This is a genomic window from Microbacterium aurugineum (assembly GCF_023101205.1).
GTDB lineage: Bacteria > Actinomycetota > Actinomycetes > Actinomycetales > Microbacteriaceae > Microbacterium > Microbacterium aurugineum.
The window spans coordinates 3,495,377-3,510,126 of the sequence record NZ_CP078078.1; the positions used below are offsets into that span (position 1 = coordinate 3,495,377).

Annotated in this window: 14 protein-coding genes and 1 pseudogene; 14 read left to right on the forward strand and 1 reads right to left on the reverse strand. The window is 63.8% G+C overall.

The genetic code is table 11. The features are described from left to right. Positions 1-2 precede the first annotated feature (2 nt). The 14 genes and pseudogenes from yidC to KV397_RS16845 all read left to right on the forward strand — a co-directional run bounded on the left by yidC (position 3) and on the right by KV397_RS16845 (position 14,332). Positions 3-1,073, forward strand: a complete 1,071-nt coding sequence (gene yidC, locus KV397_RS16780; protein WP_047519766.1) for a membrane protein insertase YidC — start codon at positions 3-5, stop codon at positions 1,071-1,073. Next, positions 1,070-1,561, forward strand: coding sequence for a Jag family protein (locus tag KV397_RS16785; protein WP_261811795.1), 492 nt, complete (start codon positions 1,070-1,072; stop codon positions 1,559-1,561). Before yidC ends, KV397_RS16785 begins: the two co-directional genes overlap by 4 nt. Further along, positions 1,521-2,218: pseudogene (rsmG, locus tag KV397_RS16790) on the forward strand (16S rRNA (guanine(527)-N(7))-methyltransferase RsmG). The gene KV397_RS16785 and the pseudogene rsmG overlap by 41 nt, the downstream one beginning before the upstream one ends. 1,374 nt (positions 2,219-3,592) lie before the next feature. Next, the gene (locus KV397_RS16795; RefSeq protein ID WP_261811796.1) at positions 3,593-4,468 is read left to right on the forward strand and encodes a ParA family protein; all 876 of its coding nucleotides are present in this window, start codon (positions 3,593-3,595) and stop codon (positions 4,466-4,468) included. Beyond that, on the forward strand, positions 4,468-5,439 hold the full coding sequence (locus tag KV397_RS16800) for a ParB/RepB/Spo0J family partition protein (RefSeq protein ID WP_131491655.1): 972 nt from the start codon (positions 4,468-4,470) through the stop codon (positions 5,437-5,439). The genes KV397_RS16795 and KV397_RS16800 overlap by 1 nt, the downstream gene beginning before the upstream one ends. Before the next feature lie 62 nt (positions 5,440-5,501). Continuing rightward, positions 5,502-6,950, forward strand: a complete 1,449-nt coding sequence (locus KV397_RS16805) for a sugar porter family MFS transporter (protein ID WP_205802309.1) — start codon at positions 5,502-5,504, stop codon at positions 6,948-6,950. 9 nt (positions 6,951-6,959) lie between these two features. Continuing rightward, entirely contained in the window at positions 6,960-7,295 is a 336-nt protein-coding gene (locus KV397_RS16810; RefSeq protein WP_131491656.1) for a tryptophan synthase subunit alpha, read from the forward strand. A 150-nt stretch (positions 7,296-7,445) separates the two neighbouring features. Beyond that, the gene (locus KV397_RS16815) at positions 7,446-8,633 is read left to right on the forward strand and encodes an exo-beta-N-acetylmuramidase NamZ family protein (RefSeq protein ID WP_261811797.1); all 1,188 of its coding nucleotides are present in this window, start codon (positions 7,446-7,448) and stop codon (positions 8,631-8,633) included. A 113-nt stretch (positions 8,634-8,746) separates the two neighbouring features. Beyond that, entirely contained in the window at positions 8,747-9,703 is a 957-nt protein-coding gene (locus KV397_RS16820; RefSeq protein ID WP_248539247.1) for a GNAT family N-acetyltransferase, read from the forward strand. Between the two features lie 25 nt (positions 9,704-9,728). Continuing rightward, positions 9,729-11,033, forward strand: coding sequence for an extracellular solute-binding protein (locus KV397_RS16825; protein WP_261811798.1), 1,305 nt, complete (start codon positions 9,729-9,731; stop codon positions 11,031-11,033). 18 nt (positions 11,034-11,051) lie between these two features. Continuing rightward, the gene (locus tag KV397_RS16830; RefSeq protein ID WP_256535432.1) at positions 11,052-12,071 is read left to right on the forward strand and encodes a carbohydrate ABC transporter permease; all 1,020 of its coding nucleotides are present in this window, start codon (positions 11,052-11,054) and stop codon (positions 12,069-12,071) included. Continuing rightward, complete coding sequence (locus KV397_RS16835) at positions 12,071-12,958, forward strand: carbohydrate ABC transporter permease (RefSeq protein WP_248539244.1); 888 nt, start codon at positions 12,071-12,073, stop codon at positions 12,956-12,958. Before KV397_RS16830 ends, KV397_RS16835 begins: the two co-directional genes overlap by 1 nt. 37 nt (positions 12,959-12,995) lie before the next feature. Then, complete coding sequence (locus KV397_RS16840; protein WP_248539243.1) at positions 12,996-13,682, forward strand: PIG-L deacetylase family protein; 687 nt, start codon at positions 12,996-12,998, stop codon at positions 13,680-13,682. After that, positions 13,679-14,332 carry a GNAT family N-acetyltransferase gene (locus KV397_RS16845; protein WP_261811799.1) on the forward strand — a complete coding sequence of 218 codons (654 nt, stop codon included), beginning with the start codon at positions 13,679-13,681 and terminating at the stop codon, positions 14,330-14,332. Before KV397_RS16840 ends, KV397_RS16845 begins: the two co-directional genes overlap by 4 nt. A gap of 73 nt (positions 14,333-14,405) precedes the next feature. Here the strand turns inward: KV397_RS16845 and trxA are convergent, their stop codons facing one another. Continuing rightward, positions 14,406-14,729 carry a thioredoxin gene (trxA, locus tag KV397_RS16850; protein ID WP_047522319.1) on the reverse strand — a complete coding sequence of 108 codons (324 nt, stop codon included), beginning with the start codon at positions 14,727-14,729 and terminating at the stop codon, positions 14,406-14,408. Positions 14,730-14,750 lie beyond the last annotated feature (21 nt).

The following is a 14,750-nucleotide window of genomic DNA, read 5'->3' on the forward strand; positions in this document are numbered from 1 at the left end:
CGGTGGGTCTTGACCTTCTGCTCGCCAGCGCGACTCCCAGCCCCGAACCTGCGGCGGGGGGATTCGACCTGCTCGGCACCATCCTCTGGCCGCTGAAGTGGGTCGTCGAGCTGATCCTCGTCGCCTGGCATTGGCTTCTGACCACCGTCGGTCTTCCGTCCGCATCGGGTCTGACCTGGGTACTGTCCATCGTCGGCCTCGTCGTCGTCGTCCGTGCTGCGCTGATCCCGCTCTTCGTGAAGCAGATCAAGAGCCAGCGAAAGATGATGGAAATCGCTCCTGAACTGCGGAAAGTTCAGGAGAAGTACAAGGGCAAGAAGGACCAGCTCTCTCGTGAGGCCATGAGCCGCGAGACGATGGCGCTCTACAAGAAGCACGGCACGACGCCGATGTCGAGCTGTCTGCCCCTTCTCGTGCAGATGCCGATCTTCTTCTCGCTGTACAGCGTGCTGAGCGATGTCAAGAAGCATGCGGAGCAAAGCCTCGGCGGTGTGGGATTGCTCAACCCCGAGCTCACCAAGGAGTTCTACGACGCCAAGCTCTTCGGGGTCGCGTCCCTGCACGAGACCCTCGGCGACGCGGTCGACGCCAACAACACCACGGCGATCATCATCCTGGTCACGCTCGTCGTGCTCATGATCGCCTCGCAGTTCTTCACGCAGCTGCAGATCATCTCGAAGAACCTGTCGCCGGAGGCCAAGACCGGCCAGGCGTACCAGATGCAGAAGATCATGCTCTACGTGCTGCCGCTGGGATTCATCTTCTCCGGTGTGTTCTTCCCGCTCGGCGTGGTCGTGTACTGGTTCATCTCCAACCTCTGGACCATGGGACAGCAGTTCCTCGTCATCCGAGAGATGCCGACTCCCGGCTCGGAAGCCGCCAAGGCCCGTGAGGAGCGACTCGCTCGCAAGGGCAAGGCGATCGATTCCTCCGGCAAGGTCGTCCCGATGGCTGCGTACGAGGCCGAGCAGCAGCGTCTGCTCGAGGAGGCGGAGAAGGCGAAGGCTCAGGCGCCCAAGCGTCAGCAGCCCGTGGGCAAGAAGCGTGCGAAGAAGAAGGGGAACGGTTCATGAGTGAAACCATGACCGAGAGCTCCGAGCCCACCGTGGCTCAGCTCGAGAACGAAGGCGACGTCGCCGCGGACTACCTCGAGGAACTCCTCGACATCGCGGATATCGACGGTGACCTGAACCTCGACGTGCGTCAGGGGCGCGCGTATGTATCGGTGGAGGCGGAGGGCGATGGCCTCGCTCTTCTCTCCGCCCCGGACACGGTGCAGGCGCTTCAGGAGCTCACCCGCCTCGCGGTGCAGAGCAAGACGGGGTCATTCTCCCGCTTGATCCTCGACATCGCCGGCTCGCGTGACACGCGCCGTCGGCAGCTCGAGACACTGGTCGATGCAGCGTCCGCGAAGCTCGATGAAGGCTCCTCGCAGGCTTCGCTGCCGTCGATGTCGAGCTATGAGCGCAAACTGGTGCACGATATCGCGGCCGAGCGTGGCCTGGTGTCGGAGTCGTACGGTGAGGGCGCTGACCGCCACACGGTTCTTCGTCGGCGTTGATGTTTCACGTGAAACATCGTCCGGGAACTGCAGATGACTGAGATCGAAGGCGAGCCTGCGGTCGCCGCGGAACTCTTCGGGGACCGCATCGATCTCGCTCGAGCGTTCACGGCTTCGCTCGCACGTGAGGGTGAGGAGCGGGGTCTGATCGGACCGCTCGAGCTTCCGCGTCTGTGGACGCGGCACATCCTCAACAGTGTGATCGCTGCTCCGCTCTTCCACGGTTCGGTCGCTGACATCGGATCCGGGGCGGGCCTCCCGGGCATTGTGCTCGCGATCGCGCGTCCTGATGTGAAGTGGACTCTCATCGAACCGATGGAGCGTCGGGTCACGTGGCTCACCGAGCAGGTGGAGGCGCTGGGACTGACCAATGTCGTGGTGCAGCGTGCGCGTGCCGAGGATGTTCATCCTGCCGAGGGTTTCGATGTCGTCACGGCGAGGGCCGTCAGTGCCTTGCGTACGCTCATCCCTCTCACTGCCCCACTCGTGCGCGACGGTGGGGAGCTTGCGTTGCTCAAGGGAATGAACGCCGCGAACGAGATCGACGCTGCCCAGAAGCCGATCAAGAAGTTCCGTCTGTCGGACGTGCGAGTGGAAGTGCTGGGGGAGGGTGTTCTCACCGAGACGACCCGCGTGGTTCGCGCCCGCGTTCGGTAGTTCCTCCTGACATCAAGGCGGGGTGTTTCACGTGAAACACCCCGCCTTTGTCTGCGGTGGAGTTCGCCGTCACGAGGCCTTGGGCCTTCTGGTGCCGGTGGAGGGTCTCTCGGATAGAGCACCGATCGGCGCTTGAGGGATCTGCGTCGACGTGGCGTCGCGGAGGACGATGTGGGTATCGCGTTCGGCTGTCGGTGCGGACCACGCGAGCCGCTTCACGCAGTGCATCGTCGTGGATGCTCCGGTGTCGTTGCGTTTCGAGCCGCTGAGGCAACACCGACGGAGTGCTTGCTTTCCAATGATGTTTCACGTGAAACGGAGACGCCCGTGCCTCGGACCGAGGTGCTGTGGTGCCGGCGCCCGTCTGGGGGAGGGGATGAGAACGGAACGTGACGTAAGCCCACGAGCGTCGTCTAGACCAGGCAACTGAAGACTGCGGTGATTCTTGCGAGGAGTCGTCAATGTTCAGCTCACAGAGCGGTGCTGGCCGTTGATGTTTCACGTGAAACGGTGCCTGGCAGAGCGGCCGCACATTCTCGGTATCGCCGCACAGTAGGAGATCGTGGCGGCACGCACCGTTTCGATACGTCCCTCCCTGTGGTCGGGGACGCCTGATCCGGTTTGCGTGGTTCCTCGGGAAGTTCATGCGGGGCTTCACGTATTGCTCTCTGCTGCATGACGCCCCCTCGCCTTCTTGTGGGCTTCCGTCGTCCCCATGTGCGGTATCCCCGGCTGGGCGGAAGGATGTTTCACGTGAAACTGCGCCTGACGAGTTTGCCGCTGGTCGGATGTAGGCGTATCCCGCCCGCTCCATCGTTGGGACTGCGCTTCCGTGCAGCTTGGGAAGGCCGTCCGGGGCATCTGTGTTCGTCGTGTGCCATCCCTGGGGCGCATCGGTGCGCTCGTGGTCGCGTGCACGCTGACCTCTCACTCCTCGCAGGCGTCGGGGTGCTCGCCCGTAGGTGGCCCTCTATCTCCGGTTCAGAACAACGTTTCACGTGAAACACCCACTGATTGCGATTGTCCGAATGCTGATGCTGCCGGCGCGCTCGGGCGAGAGGGGGCGAGAAGACGGAGTTCTATCGGACATAGACGGGAACGGGGCGGGTGACGGTCAGTGCGCGTAAACCGGGTGAAGCTGAGGGTCATCGAGGAGATTGCCCTTGGGGAGGGCCGCTCGTATAGATGTGTCGACGCGCGATGATTCACGTGAAACGACCGTCGGGACCTTCTCCGAAGAACCGTGACGAGCGCGGGAGAGCCTGGTCGTCATCCAACGTCGCCCCGTGCGATTAGAGTGGAACGCGGCCCCGAAAGGAGTGGATGTTTCACGTGAAACAGTCCGAGAAGACATCGGCGAACGAATCGTTCGGGATGGACACACCGCTCGCGCGGGAACTCGCCGACCTCTCTGCCCGGAGGCGCGCGCTTGAGGCAGCGAAGGTGAAGTTCACGGGGGACACCCGAGTCCTGACCGTCTCCAACCAGAAGGGCGGCGTCGGCAAGACCACATCGGCTGTCAACATCGCCTCGGCGCTTGCTGGCCTGGGGGCGAAGGTGCTGGTCATCGACCTCGACCCACAGGGAAACGCCTCCACTGCCCTGGGAGTTCCCCATAGCGCGGACACCCCTAGTGTCTATGACGTCCTGATCGACGAGTTCCCTCTCGCGGAGATCGTGCAGCCGAGCCCGGAAGACCCCAACCTCTTCTGCGCCCCCAGCACCATCCACCTGGCGGGCGCAGAGATCGAGTTGGTCGCCCAGGTGGCGAGGGAGCACCGCCTCCGTCGAGCACTGCAGGACTACCTCGTCGACAACGCGATGGATTTCGTCATCATCGACTGCCCTCCTTCGCTCGGACTGCTCACCATCAATGCGTTCACGGCCGCATCCGAGGTCTTCATCCCGATCCAATGCGAGTACTACGCGCTGGAGGGTCTGAGCCAGCTTCTCGGGAGCATCCAGATGATCCAGAAGCACCTGAACCCGGCTCTTCACCTCTCGACGATCCTGCTGACCATGTTCGACGGACGCACGCGCCTCGCGCAGCAGGTCGCGGAAGAAGTGCGTACACACTTCCCGGATCAGGTGCTGGAGACGGTGATCCCTCGGTCCGTCCGAGTGTCGGAGGCCCCGAGTTTCGGCCAGACGGTGATCGCCTACGATGGGCAGTCCGCCGGCGCGATCGCGTACCGCGAAGCTGCCGTCGAGATCGCGTCGCGCATCGCGACGCAGAGCAAGGAGAAATGATGGCGAAGCGCACAGGGCTCGGTCGGGGAATCGGGGCGCTGATCCCCACCGCAGATCAGGCGGAGCGTCCCGTCGACGTCTTCTTCCCCGGATCCAGTCTGCGACCGGCGGAGACGGAGGCGACGATCGGTCCGGATTCCGAGACTCCCGAGCTCGAAGAGGTGCCCGGGATTCACCTGATCCAGGTGGATCCGAACTCGATCGTCGCGAACCCCCGACAGCCGCGTACGCATTTCGATGCGGATGACCTCGCGGAACTCGTGCACAGCGTCCGCGAGTTCGGTGTGCTGCAGCCCGTGGTCGTCCGCAAGAACGCGACAGGCGATTACGAGCTCATCATGGGGGAGCGGCGTACCCGTGCCGCACGTGAGGCCGGTCTCGACGTCATCCCCGCGATCGTCCGCGATACCGCCGATGAAGACCTTCTGCGCGACGCCCTCCTGGAGAACCTGCACCGCTCCGAGCTGAATCCGCTGGAAGAAGCGTCGGCATACCAGCAACTGCTCGATGACTTCGGCATCACCCAGGAAGAGCTCGCCACACGGATCGGTCGCTCGCGTCCGCAGATCAGCAACACCATCCGTCTGCTCAAGCTGCCGGTCCCCGTGCAGCAGCGGGTCGCAGCCGGAGTGCTCACGGCTGGACACGCCCGCGCGATCCTCAGCCTCGAGACTCCGGAGTCGATGCAGCGCCTCGCCGATAAGGTCGTGAACGAAGATCTTTCGGTGCGCGCGACGGAGGAGGCGGCGAAGGCGCAGCCGGCCGCCGGCAAGTCGGCGAAGGCGACCCCGGGGGCGCGCCGCGCGTATCTCGACGAGGTGGCCGGCAAACTCGGCGACCGACTGAACACACGGGTCAAGATCGCCCTCGGCGCTCGTAAAGGCCAGGTCACAATTGATTTCGCTTCCATCCAGGACCTCAATCGGATCCTCGAGGAGCTCGGCGAAAGCGGCTACGGCTCGGCGCGATGACATCCCCGGGGCCGTTTCGGTCCCTTAGACTCGCGTCATCTCGACGACGAGGGGGGAATGTCATGTCCGTAGCAGAGGGTCCCGCAACCGTCCAACGCCGCGTGATCGCGGTCAGTATCGCCGCGGCGTTGGGCGGATTCCTGTTCGGTTTCGATACCGCGGTGATCAACGGCGCCGTCGACGCGCTCGCGGGCGACGTCTCGGGATTCGATCTCGGAACGGCTCTCAAGGGCTTCGCGGTGTCGTCGGCGTTGATCGGCTGTGCGGTCGGTGCATGGTTCGCCGGACCGGTGTCCAACAAGTACGGACGCATCCCGGTGATGGTGGGCGCTGCGACGCTGTTCTTCGTCTCCGCGATCGGTTCCGGGCTCGCGTTCAGTGTCGTCGACCTGATCGTCTGGCGTGTGATCGGCGGACTCGGGGTGGGTGCGGCGTCCGTCATCGCCCCGGCCTACATCGCCGAGGTATCGCCGGCCGCGATACGTGGTCGTCTGGGTTCACTGCAGCAACTCGCGATCGTGACCGGTATCTTCGCCGCGCTGCTCTCCGATGCTCTGCTCGCGGGCCTCGCCGGTGCCGCCGATCAGCCGCTGTGGGGACTCACCGCGTGGCGCTGGATGTTCATCGTCGAGGCTATCCCCGCGCTGGTCTACGGCATCATGTCGCTGCGTCTGCCGGAATCGCCGCGCTACCTGGTGCGCAAGGGCGAGTTGAAGCGTGCCGCAGAGGTGCTGGAGACCGTCACGGGGACGATCGACGTCGATGCGAAGATCACGGAGATCACCGGCACGATCGACACCGAACGCTCGGAGTCGCTGCGCGACCTGCGCGGAAGCCGACTCGGCCTCAAGCCGATCGTCTGGGTGGGGATCCTGCTCTCGGTGTTCCAGCAGTTCGTAGGCATCAACGTGATCTTCTACTACTCGACCACCCTGTGGCAGTCGGTCGGGTTCGACGAATCCAGCGCATTGCTCACGTCGGTGATCACGTCGGTGACGAACATCGTGGTGACCATCGTCGCCATCCTGCTCGTCGACAGGGTCGGCCGGCGCATCATGCTGCTCGTCGGCTCGGTCGGTATGACGGTGACGCTGGGACTCATGGCGCTCGCGTTCTCGTTCGGCACACTCGATGCGCAGGGGACGGCGACCCTTCCTGACCCCTGGGCGACCATCGCCTTGATCTGCGCGAACGGCTTCGTGGTCTTCTTCGGCGCGAGCTGGGGGCCGTTGGTGTGGGTCCTCCTCGGCGAGATCTTCCCCAATTCGATCCGCGCGGGAGCTCTCGCCGTCGCCGCCGCGGCCCAGTGGGTGGCCAACTTCTTCATCTCGACGACGTTCCCCGCGTTTGCGGAGATCGGCCTCACGTTCGCCTACGGGTTCTATGCGTTCTTCGCTCTCCTCTCGTTCTTCTTCGTGTTCTTCAAGGTGCCGGAGACGAAGGGCAAGGAGCTCGAGGAGATGAGCGATGAACTGGCCGTACGGCGCCGGAAGGTCGTACGGGAGACGTAGGCTTGACGCATGTCCGAGTCCGTACAGCGCCGCGCCAGCCTGGAAGTGCTGCGCGCCGAAGCGGCTGACGAACTCGCGGTGCTCATCCAGGAACGTCTTCTCGGTGGCGAAGACCCCTGGGAGTTCATGGAAGACCTGCCGAGCATCGACGAGCTCGTCGTGTACCTCCTCCGGGCCGACAACATCAACGCGAACGACGGCGTGCGACCCAATGCCGCCCGGCACTATCGGGTGCTGCGACAGATCGCCCTGGAGTACCCCGAACTGACCTCTGCAGTGTGGGGCCTACTGGACGAGACCCAGCGCCACCGTCGCTGGGACCCCACCGTCGCCGACGCTTCCTGAGCACGGCAACCTGGTAAGCGGGTTTCGCGCACCCGTTTTGTGAACATGATTTTCATAAATCATGGAACACTGGTAAAAAGGTGACAGCAATGCGGCTGACCCACAATCCGACCCAGGTTCTTCCGCGTTCATGAGACAAGGGAGTTCGTCATGGCGTCACGCACACGCACCGGCGCGGAACGCGCGGCTGCAGATCCGCAACTTCTCATCGGTGCACGCGTCGGTCTGCTCACGAACTTCACCGGCACGATGCCCGACCTGTCCAGGAACATCGATGCACTCGTGGCCGCCGGCGCCCGATTGCATCATCTGTTCGGTCCTGAACACGGCTTGGACGGCTCCGTCCAAGCGGGGGAGAGCACATCCATCGAGCGAGACGCACGCTCAGGGCTTCCCTTCAGCGACACCTATCTGGCCGAGGGAGACCGTCTCGACGAGATGATCCTCGAGTCCGGCGTCGATGCGCTCGTCTTCGACATGCAGGACATCGGGGTGCGCTTCTACACCTACATCTGGACCATGTACGACGCCATGCGCAGTGCGGCGCGCCTCGGGCTCCCCTTCACCGTCCTCGACCGCCCCAATCCCCTCGGCGGTGCGGTGCTCAGCGGCCCCGGTGTGAGCGAATCCCGCTTCACGAGCTTCGTCGGACGCAGCGACATCCACCAGCGACACGGCCTGACAGCAGGCGAGCTTGCACGTCTGTTCGCGCTCCGAGACCTCGCGGAGGAGGGGTTGAGCATCGACCTGCGCGTGATCACTCTGGAGAACTGGAACCCCGCCGCCGACTGGACGGAGACGGGTTTGGCCTGGGTACCGCCGTCGCCGAACATCCCCACGCTCGATTCCGTCTATGCCTTCGCCGGCACGGGACTGGTGGAGGGGACGACCCTGAGCGAAGGACGCGGAACGACGCGCCCCTTCGAGACGATCGGGGCGCCCTTCCTCCCCGCCGAGTTCGCAGCAGCGCTTCGCTCTAGAGATCTTCCTGGTGTCCTGATCCGAGGAATCGCGTTCGTACCGACGTTTCACAAGTACGGCGGCGCGACCGCTCACGGCATTCAGCTGCACATCACCGACCATCGAGACTTCGACCCGGTGGGGACGGCATTGGCGATCCTGGAGGAAGCGCGAGCGGCGTCTCCGGGAGAGGTTCGCAGTCTGAACGCCGGCGAACGACTGGATCCTGGGGATACCGGGTACGCCCTGGACCGGTTGTGGGGGTCGACATCTCTTCGTGAAGCGATCAACGGTGAGGGCGGGTTCTCCGCACTGCACCGGGCCTCGGGACGCGTGGTGGACACCTATGGGGACGATGTCCTCCTCTATCCGCGCTGAAAACTATTTCCATTTTGTTAAACGCGTTTAAAACTTATTGACAGTCCGGCGCTCGTGAATGTAGCTTCGATCCATCGCGCCGGACGCTCACCACACCACCACAGGAGAGACTCATGCAGAGCAGCATCAGGACGTTCCAGACCGGAGACGGGCCAGAGATCGCGCGAGCGTGGACGGAGTCGGCCCCCGGCGACGGCATCAGCTATGAGCGGTTCCGCGACCTGATCCTCCTGGATCGTAACTTCGATGCTGAGGGGCTCTTCCTCGCTGAGGATCAGGGCAGGATCGTCGGAGCCGTGTATGCCGTGCGGCGCCAGATCGCCGTCGACGCCGACGATCTGGAACCCACCTCGGGCTGGATCCCGTTCTTCTTCGTGGTTCCTTCGGCACGCCGCGCCGGCATCGCCACCGCGCTCATGACGGAAGCGAGAAGCTGGCTTCGCGGTCACGGCGTGGAGAAGATGTACTTCTCGTCCTATACCCCGAACTACTTCCTGCCCGGCCTGGACGCGGAGCGGTACCCCGAAGCCGACATGTTCCTGCGCTCGATGGGCTTCGAGACGCAGTACACCTCGGTGGCGATGGACCGCACACTGAACGACTACCGGATGCCTGACGACATCCGTGCCCGCATCGAGCAACTGCGTGCTGAGGGATGGACCTTCTTCTCCCCGAGCGGTGACGATCTCGTCGATCTCATCGAGATCGCGAAGACCTTCAACCCAGACTGGTCCCGTGGCATCCGTGAGGGAGTCCTCGGCGGACAGTCGTTGGAGCGGATCATGGCGTGCCGCAACCCCGACGGCGTGATGCTGGGTTGGGCGATGCACGGCACCTACGAGAACGTGCTGGAGCGCTTCGGTCCGTTCGGTGTCCTGCCCGAGAGTCGCGGAACTGGACTCGGCAAGATCCTCCTGCACCTCACCCTCGAGCGCATGCGCGCGCTCGGCGCTCACAGCGCATGGTTCCTGTGGACCGAGGAGACCTCGGCCGCCGGCCATCTGTACCTGAACACCGGGTTCGAGATCACACGGACCTTCACGATCATGCACGCCCCCACAGCCGCCTAGCGCGGACCCACCCGAGAGGAATCACATGAAGACTGCAAACCAGCGTCATAGCCGACGAGTGGTGACCGCGATCGCGCTCGGCAGTGCTGCCGCACTCGCCCTGTCCGCGTGCACGACAGGAGCCGAGGGCGGAGGAGATGACGGAGTCGTCGAGCTCACGTTCCTCAGCCACTACGGAAGCGACCCCTTCAAGTCGGGGATCGGCGCTCTCATCGACCAGTGGAACGAAGAGAACCCCGACATCCAGGTCACATCCCAGGCTGTCAACTTCGACGAGCTGCTCACGACCCTCAACGTCCGTCAGACCGGCGGCCGTGGTGCCGACATCGTCAGCTCGTACTCACTCTGGGGCGGGCAGCTTCAGGCGAACGGCGTGCTCTCCGCACCGCCCGCGGACGTCGCAGAGGACATCACGGCGAACTACAGCCAGGCCGCGCTCGATTCGGTGACCACAGGTGACGGAGACCTGCTGGGCTACCCGACCGAGTTCAACACCTACGCGCTGTTCTACAACAAGCAGCTCCTCGCCGAAGCCGGCTACGACGGACCGCCGAAGAGTTGGGACGAGCTGACCGAGATCGCCAATGCGACCACGGAGAAGGACGGCTCAGGTAACACGATCGTCCAGGGCATCTCTCTCATTCAGGACGGTGACAACCACACGGTGCACCCGTTCCTGTCGCTACTCGACTCAGCTGGTGGCGAGTTCCTCGCCCCCGATGGCAAGTCCGCGATGGACGACACTGCCGAAGACGTCATGCAGCTCGAGGCCGATCTCGCCGAGACGGGTGCCACTTCGACCTCGATCATGCCGACCAAGGCTTTCCCCACCGGGGGCGTCGCCATGGCCGTGCAGGCCGGATGGTGGATCGGCAGTCTCAAGGCCTCTATGGGGGATGACTACGCGAACGTCGGTGTCGCACCCGTCCCAGGGCCCAAGGACGGAGACGTGGGCTCGCTCGCCTACACGTTCTTCACGGGTGTGAACTCGGGCAGCCAGCACCAGGAGGAGGCGTGGAAGTTCCTCAGTTGGCTCAACTCCCACGAGAACGAGGACGGCGTGACTGCGCTCGGTGAGTTCCTCGCTGAGCAGGGCCTGATTCCGCCGAGGACCGCGGATGCCGAGATCCTCGGCCCGAAGTATCTCGCACAGGAGCCGAACCTCGAGCCGATCTACGCCGCCGCTGAGTACGCGATGGCCGAGTCGAATGCGTCCAACGCCTACGAGGCGAAGACATCCACCAACACCGCTCTCAACGACATCATCGTCAACGGGGCAGACGTGAAGAAGACCTTCTCGAAGTTGGTCAAGGAGATCGACGCACAGTAGCCCCATCAGGAGGCGGGGATGGAGCATCCCCGCCTCCTGTCCGAGACCACCCACGGAGGGCCGATGGCCAATCCCACACTCATGACGGCGGCGCAGGAAGCCGCCGAGGACACGATCGCGGTCACGGTCGGAACGACGAAGACCAAGCCGCGAGCACGGCGCTTCCGCCGCGAAGCCCGGGCCGGCTACCTCTTCCTCGCGCCCTCCCTGCTCTTCTTCACGGTCTTTCTCATTCTTCCGACGTTCTTTGCGATCTTCCTGTCGCTGTCGACGTGGGGAGGATTCGACCTCACGAAGATCGAGTTCACCGGGTTCCAGAACTACGCGGAGATCCTGCAGCTGGACAGTAAATTCGTCCAGCCGATCCTCGTGAACACCTTCCTCTTCGCAATCATCGCGGTGATCCTGGCTGTCGGGGGATCCGTCGTCGTCGCCCAGCTGATCGAGCGGCTGAAATTCCAGGGGTTCTGGCGGTTCCTGTACTTCCTTCCCGTTGTGGCGACGGTGGTCGCCATCGGCAACGTCTGGAAGATGCTCTACCAGCCTGCTGGGCTCATCAACGCGGTGCTCAACGCGGTGGGCGTCAACTCGATCGGATTCCTCTCAGACCCCAGCCTCGCTCTGCCGTCTGTCGCGGTGGTGCAGGCGTGGGCATCGATCGGTGCCGCCGTGCTCATCTTGACCGCGGGAATCAAGGGCATCGACAAGACGATGTACGAGGCCGCAGAGATCGACGGCGCCGGTCCGTGGCGCACCTTCTGGAGTATCACCCTTCCGCTGCTGCGTCCCTCCCTCGTGTTCGTCTTCATCACGCAGTGCATCGCGGGACTCCAATCCTTCGCTCTCATCATCGTGATGACCAAGGACGGCGGTCCCGCAAACGCCACGAACGTCGCGGCCTTCGAGATGTACCAGCAGGCGTTCAAGTTCGGCGCTTGGGGCACCGCGAGCGCCATGGCGATGGTGTTGTTCCTCATCATCTTCATCATCACGCTGCTCCAGCTCTGGATCAGCCGTCGCACCGGAGGAGACGACTGATGGGCGTTCGTCAGCGCAAGCGTCACCCGTTCCCATGGATCTCATATCTCGTCGTCGCGATCGGCGGGGTCATGATGATCGTGCCGTTCTTCGACACGGTGTTCAGTTCGCTCAAGGGCCCGGGCGAGTATGGGATCTTCCCCTACCGCTTCTTCCCCGAGACGTGGACCTGGGACAACTACACGGCGGCGTTCGAGCAACTTCAGCTCGACAGGCTCTTCTTCAACAGTGTCGTGGTGACACTGGTCGTGACGGCGTCCGTCCTGATCACTTCGGCGATGGCGGGCTACGCGCTGGCGAAGCTGCGGTTCCGTGGACGTGACGTCATCTTCCGCTTCGTGCTCGCCACGATGATGCTCCCCCCGTTCCTCCTGCTGATCCCGGACTTCCTCATCATGTTGAACTGGCCTCTCGTCGGGGGTAACAACATCCTCGGTCAGGGTGGGTTCGGCGGCATGACCAACAACATCGTGTCGCTCATGCTGCCGTTCCTCGTGAGCGGATTCGGCATCTTCCTGATGCGCCAGTTCATGGTGGGTGTGCCAGACGAGATGCTCGAGGCGGCGCGCATCGACGGAGCGGGCGAATGGCGCCTGTTCTTCAACATCGTGCTGCCGCAGGCCACTCCCGTCGCCATCACACTCGGTGTCATCACCTTCGTCGGGCAGTGGAACGAGTACATCTGGTCCTCGCTCATCGCCTCGGCGAACCCCGATCTGATGACGCTTCCCGTCGGTATCCAGATGCTGCAGAGCTTCATCGATCCGAACCGCACGATGCCGATCGTCATGGCCGGAATCGTGATCAGCACTCTGCCGGTCCTCATCATCTTCCTCTTCCTGCAGAAGTACTACGTCCGCGGCGTCATGCTCAGCGGGATGAAGTAAACCCCCACCCACAGCCCCACTCAAGGAGTCAGCACACATGGGCAGGACAGTCCTCGCCATCGGCGGTCATATCGGCGACATGGACCTCACCGCGGGTCCGACCCTCGCGAAGATGGTGCAGGAGGGCGATCGCGCGATCATCCTCGCCTGCACGTACGGCGAGCGCGGTCACCCCACCATCAGTCCGGAGGAGTACCGCGAGCAGAAGGTCGCGGAGGGCGAGGCCTTCGCCGCGGCGATCGGCGCGGAGTTCCGCGTTCTCGACTACTCGGACGGCTTCCTTCCCGACGACGATTCGGCCGCAGAGCAGATCGCCGACATCATCCGCCAGGAGAAGCCTGAAATCCTCATCACCCACTGGACCAAGAGCATTCATCGGGATCACGAGCGGGCAGCCCTGCTGGCAGAACGCGCTCGATTCCTCGCCTCGCTCCCGGTCGGAAGTCCGTTCGGCCGGCACGGCATATCGCAGTTCCTCCACGCCGACAACTGGGAGGATGCCGAGGGCTTCACTCCGGACATGTACGTCGAGATCCCGGACGCCGCCTACGAAACATGGCGCGCGGCGATCCAGGGGCAGGCCTTTGCTCGCGGAGAGACGTACGGCTTCCGCTACATCGACTACTACAGCGCGAACATGCTGGCGAAGGGCTGCCTGGCGAACACAACCCGTGCGTGCGGCTTCGTCCGCGCCGATAAGGGTGCCAAGCTCGCGGGACCGTGACCTCGACATCGACGGGATCGGGTGAGGGCCCGAAGGAGCGACCGCTCCTCCGGCCCTTCCGGCACGGCGATGAGGACGAGCTCGCCGATATCTGCCTGCGCACAGGAGACAGCGGTGCCGACGCGACCAGTCTCTACCGTTCGTCTGGATTGCTGGCCGACATCTTCGTGCTGCCGTACGTCGCGCGACATCCCGAGAGCGCCTTCGTGATCGAAGGCCCCGAACGCGTTGTCGGTTATGTCGTGTGCGCGCCGAATACGGTGGCGTTCGACCACTGGTTCCGGGATGAGTGGTGGCCGGGCAGGTCCAAGCGGCATCGAGCCTCCGCGGCGGAGAGCCGGAAGGATGCAGCGTTGCTGCGCTACGCCGACGCTGTCGGTAAACGGCCCGGCTCTTTCCTGGAGGAGTACCCGGCGCATCTGCACATCGATCTTCTGCCAGCGGCGCAGGGGAAGGGCGCCGGAAGAAAGCTGATCAACGTGCTCGTGACGCATCTTCGTGATCACGGTGTCCCTGGAGTGCAACTGACGACTGGCGCACGCAACGCTGGGGCGATCGCCTTCTACACCCGAATGGGTTTTGATCGACTTCACGAGCCCGAGGGCGCGGTCACATTCGGGAAGAGATTGTCGGTTCCCTCCATCGACTGACACGGCCTGAGCCCGCAGAAAACGAGAAAGGGCCGCACCTCCCCGGGAGGTGCGGCCCTTTCGGCTCAGAACGTCAGCCGATGAACGCGGCGAGGTCCTTCTCGAGCGCGGGCTTCGGCTTGGCGCCGATGATGGTCGTCTTGACCTCTCCGCCCTGGAAGACCTTCATCGCCGGGATCGACGTGATCTGGTACTTCATGGCCAGCTGGGGGTTCTCGTCGACGTTGAGCTTGAGGATGGTGATCTTGTCGGGGTTGTCCGCCTGGATCGCGTCCAGGACCGGCGCGACCATACGACACGGTCCGCACCACTCGGCCCAGAAGTCCACCAGCACGGGACCGTCGGCCTGCAGAACGTCCTGCTCCCAGGTCGCCTGGCTCGTAGCCTTTGCACTCATCAGAGATCTCCTTGATTCGAG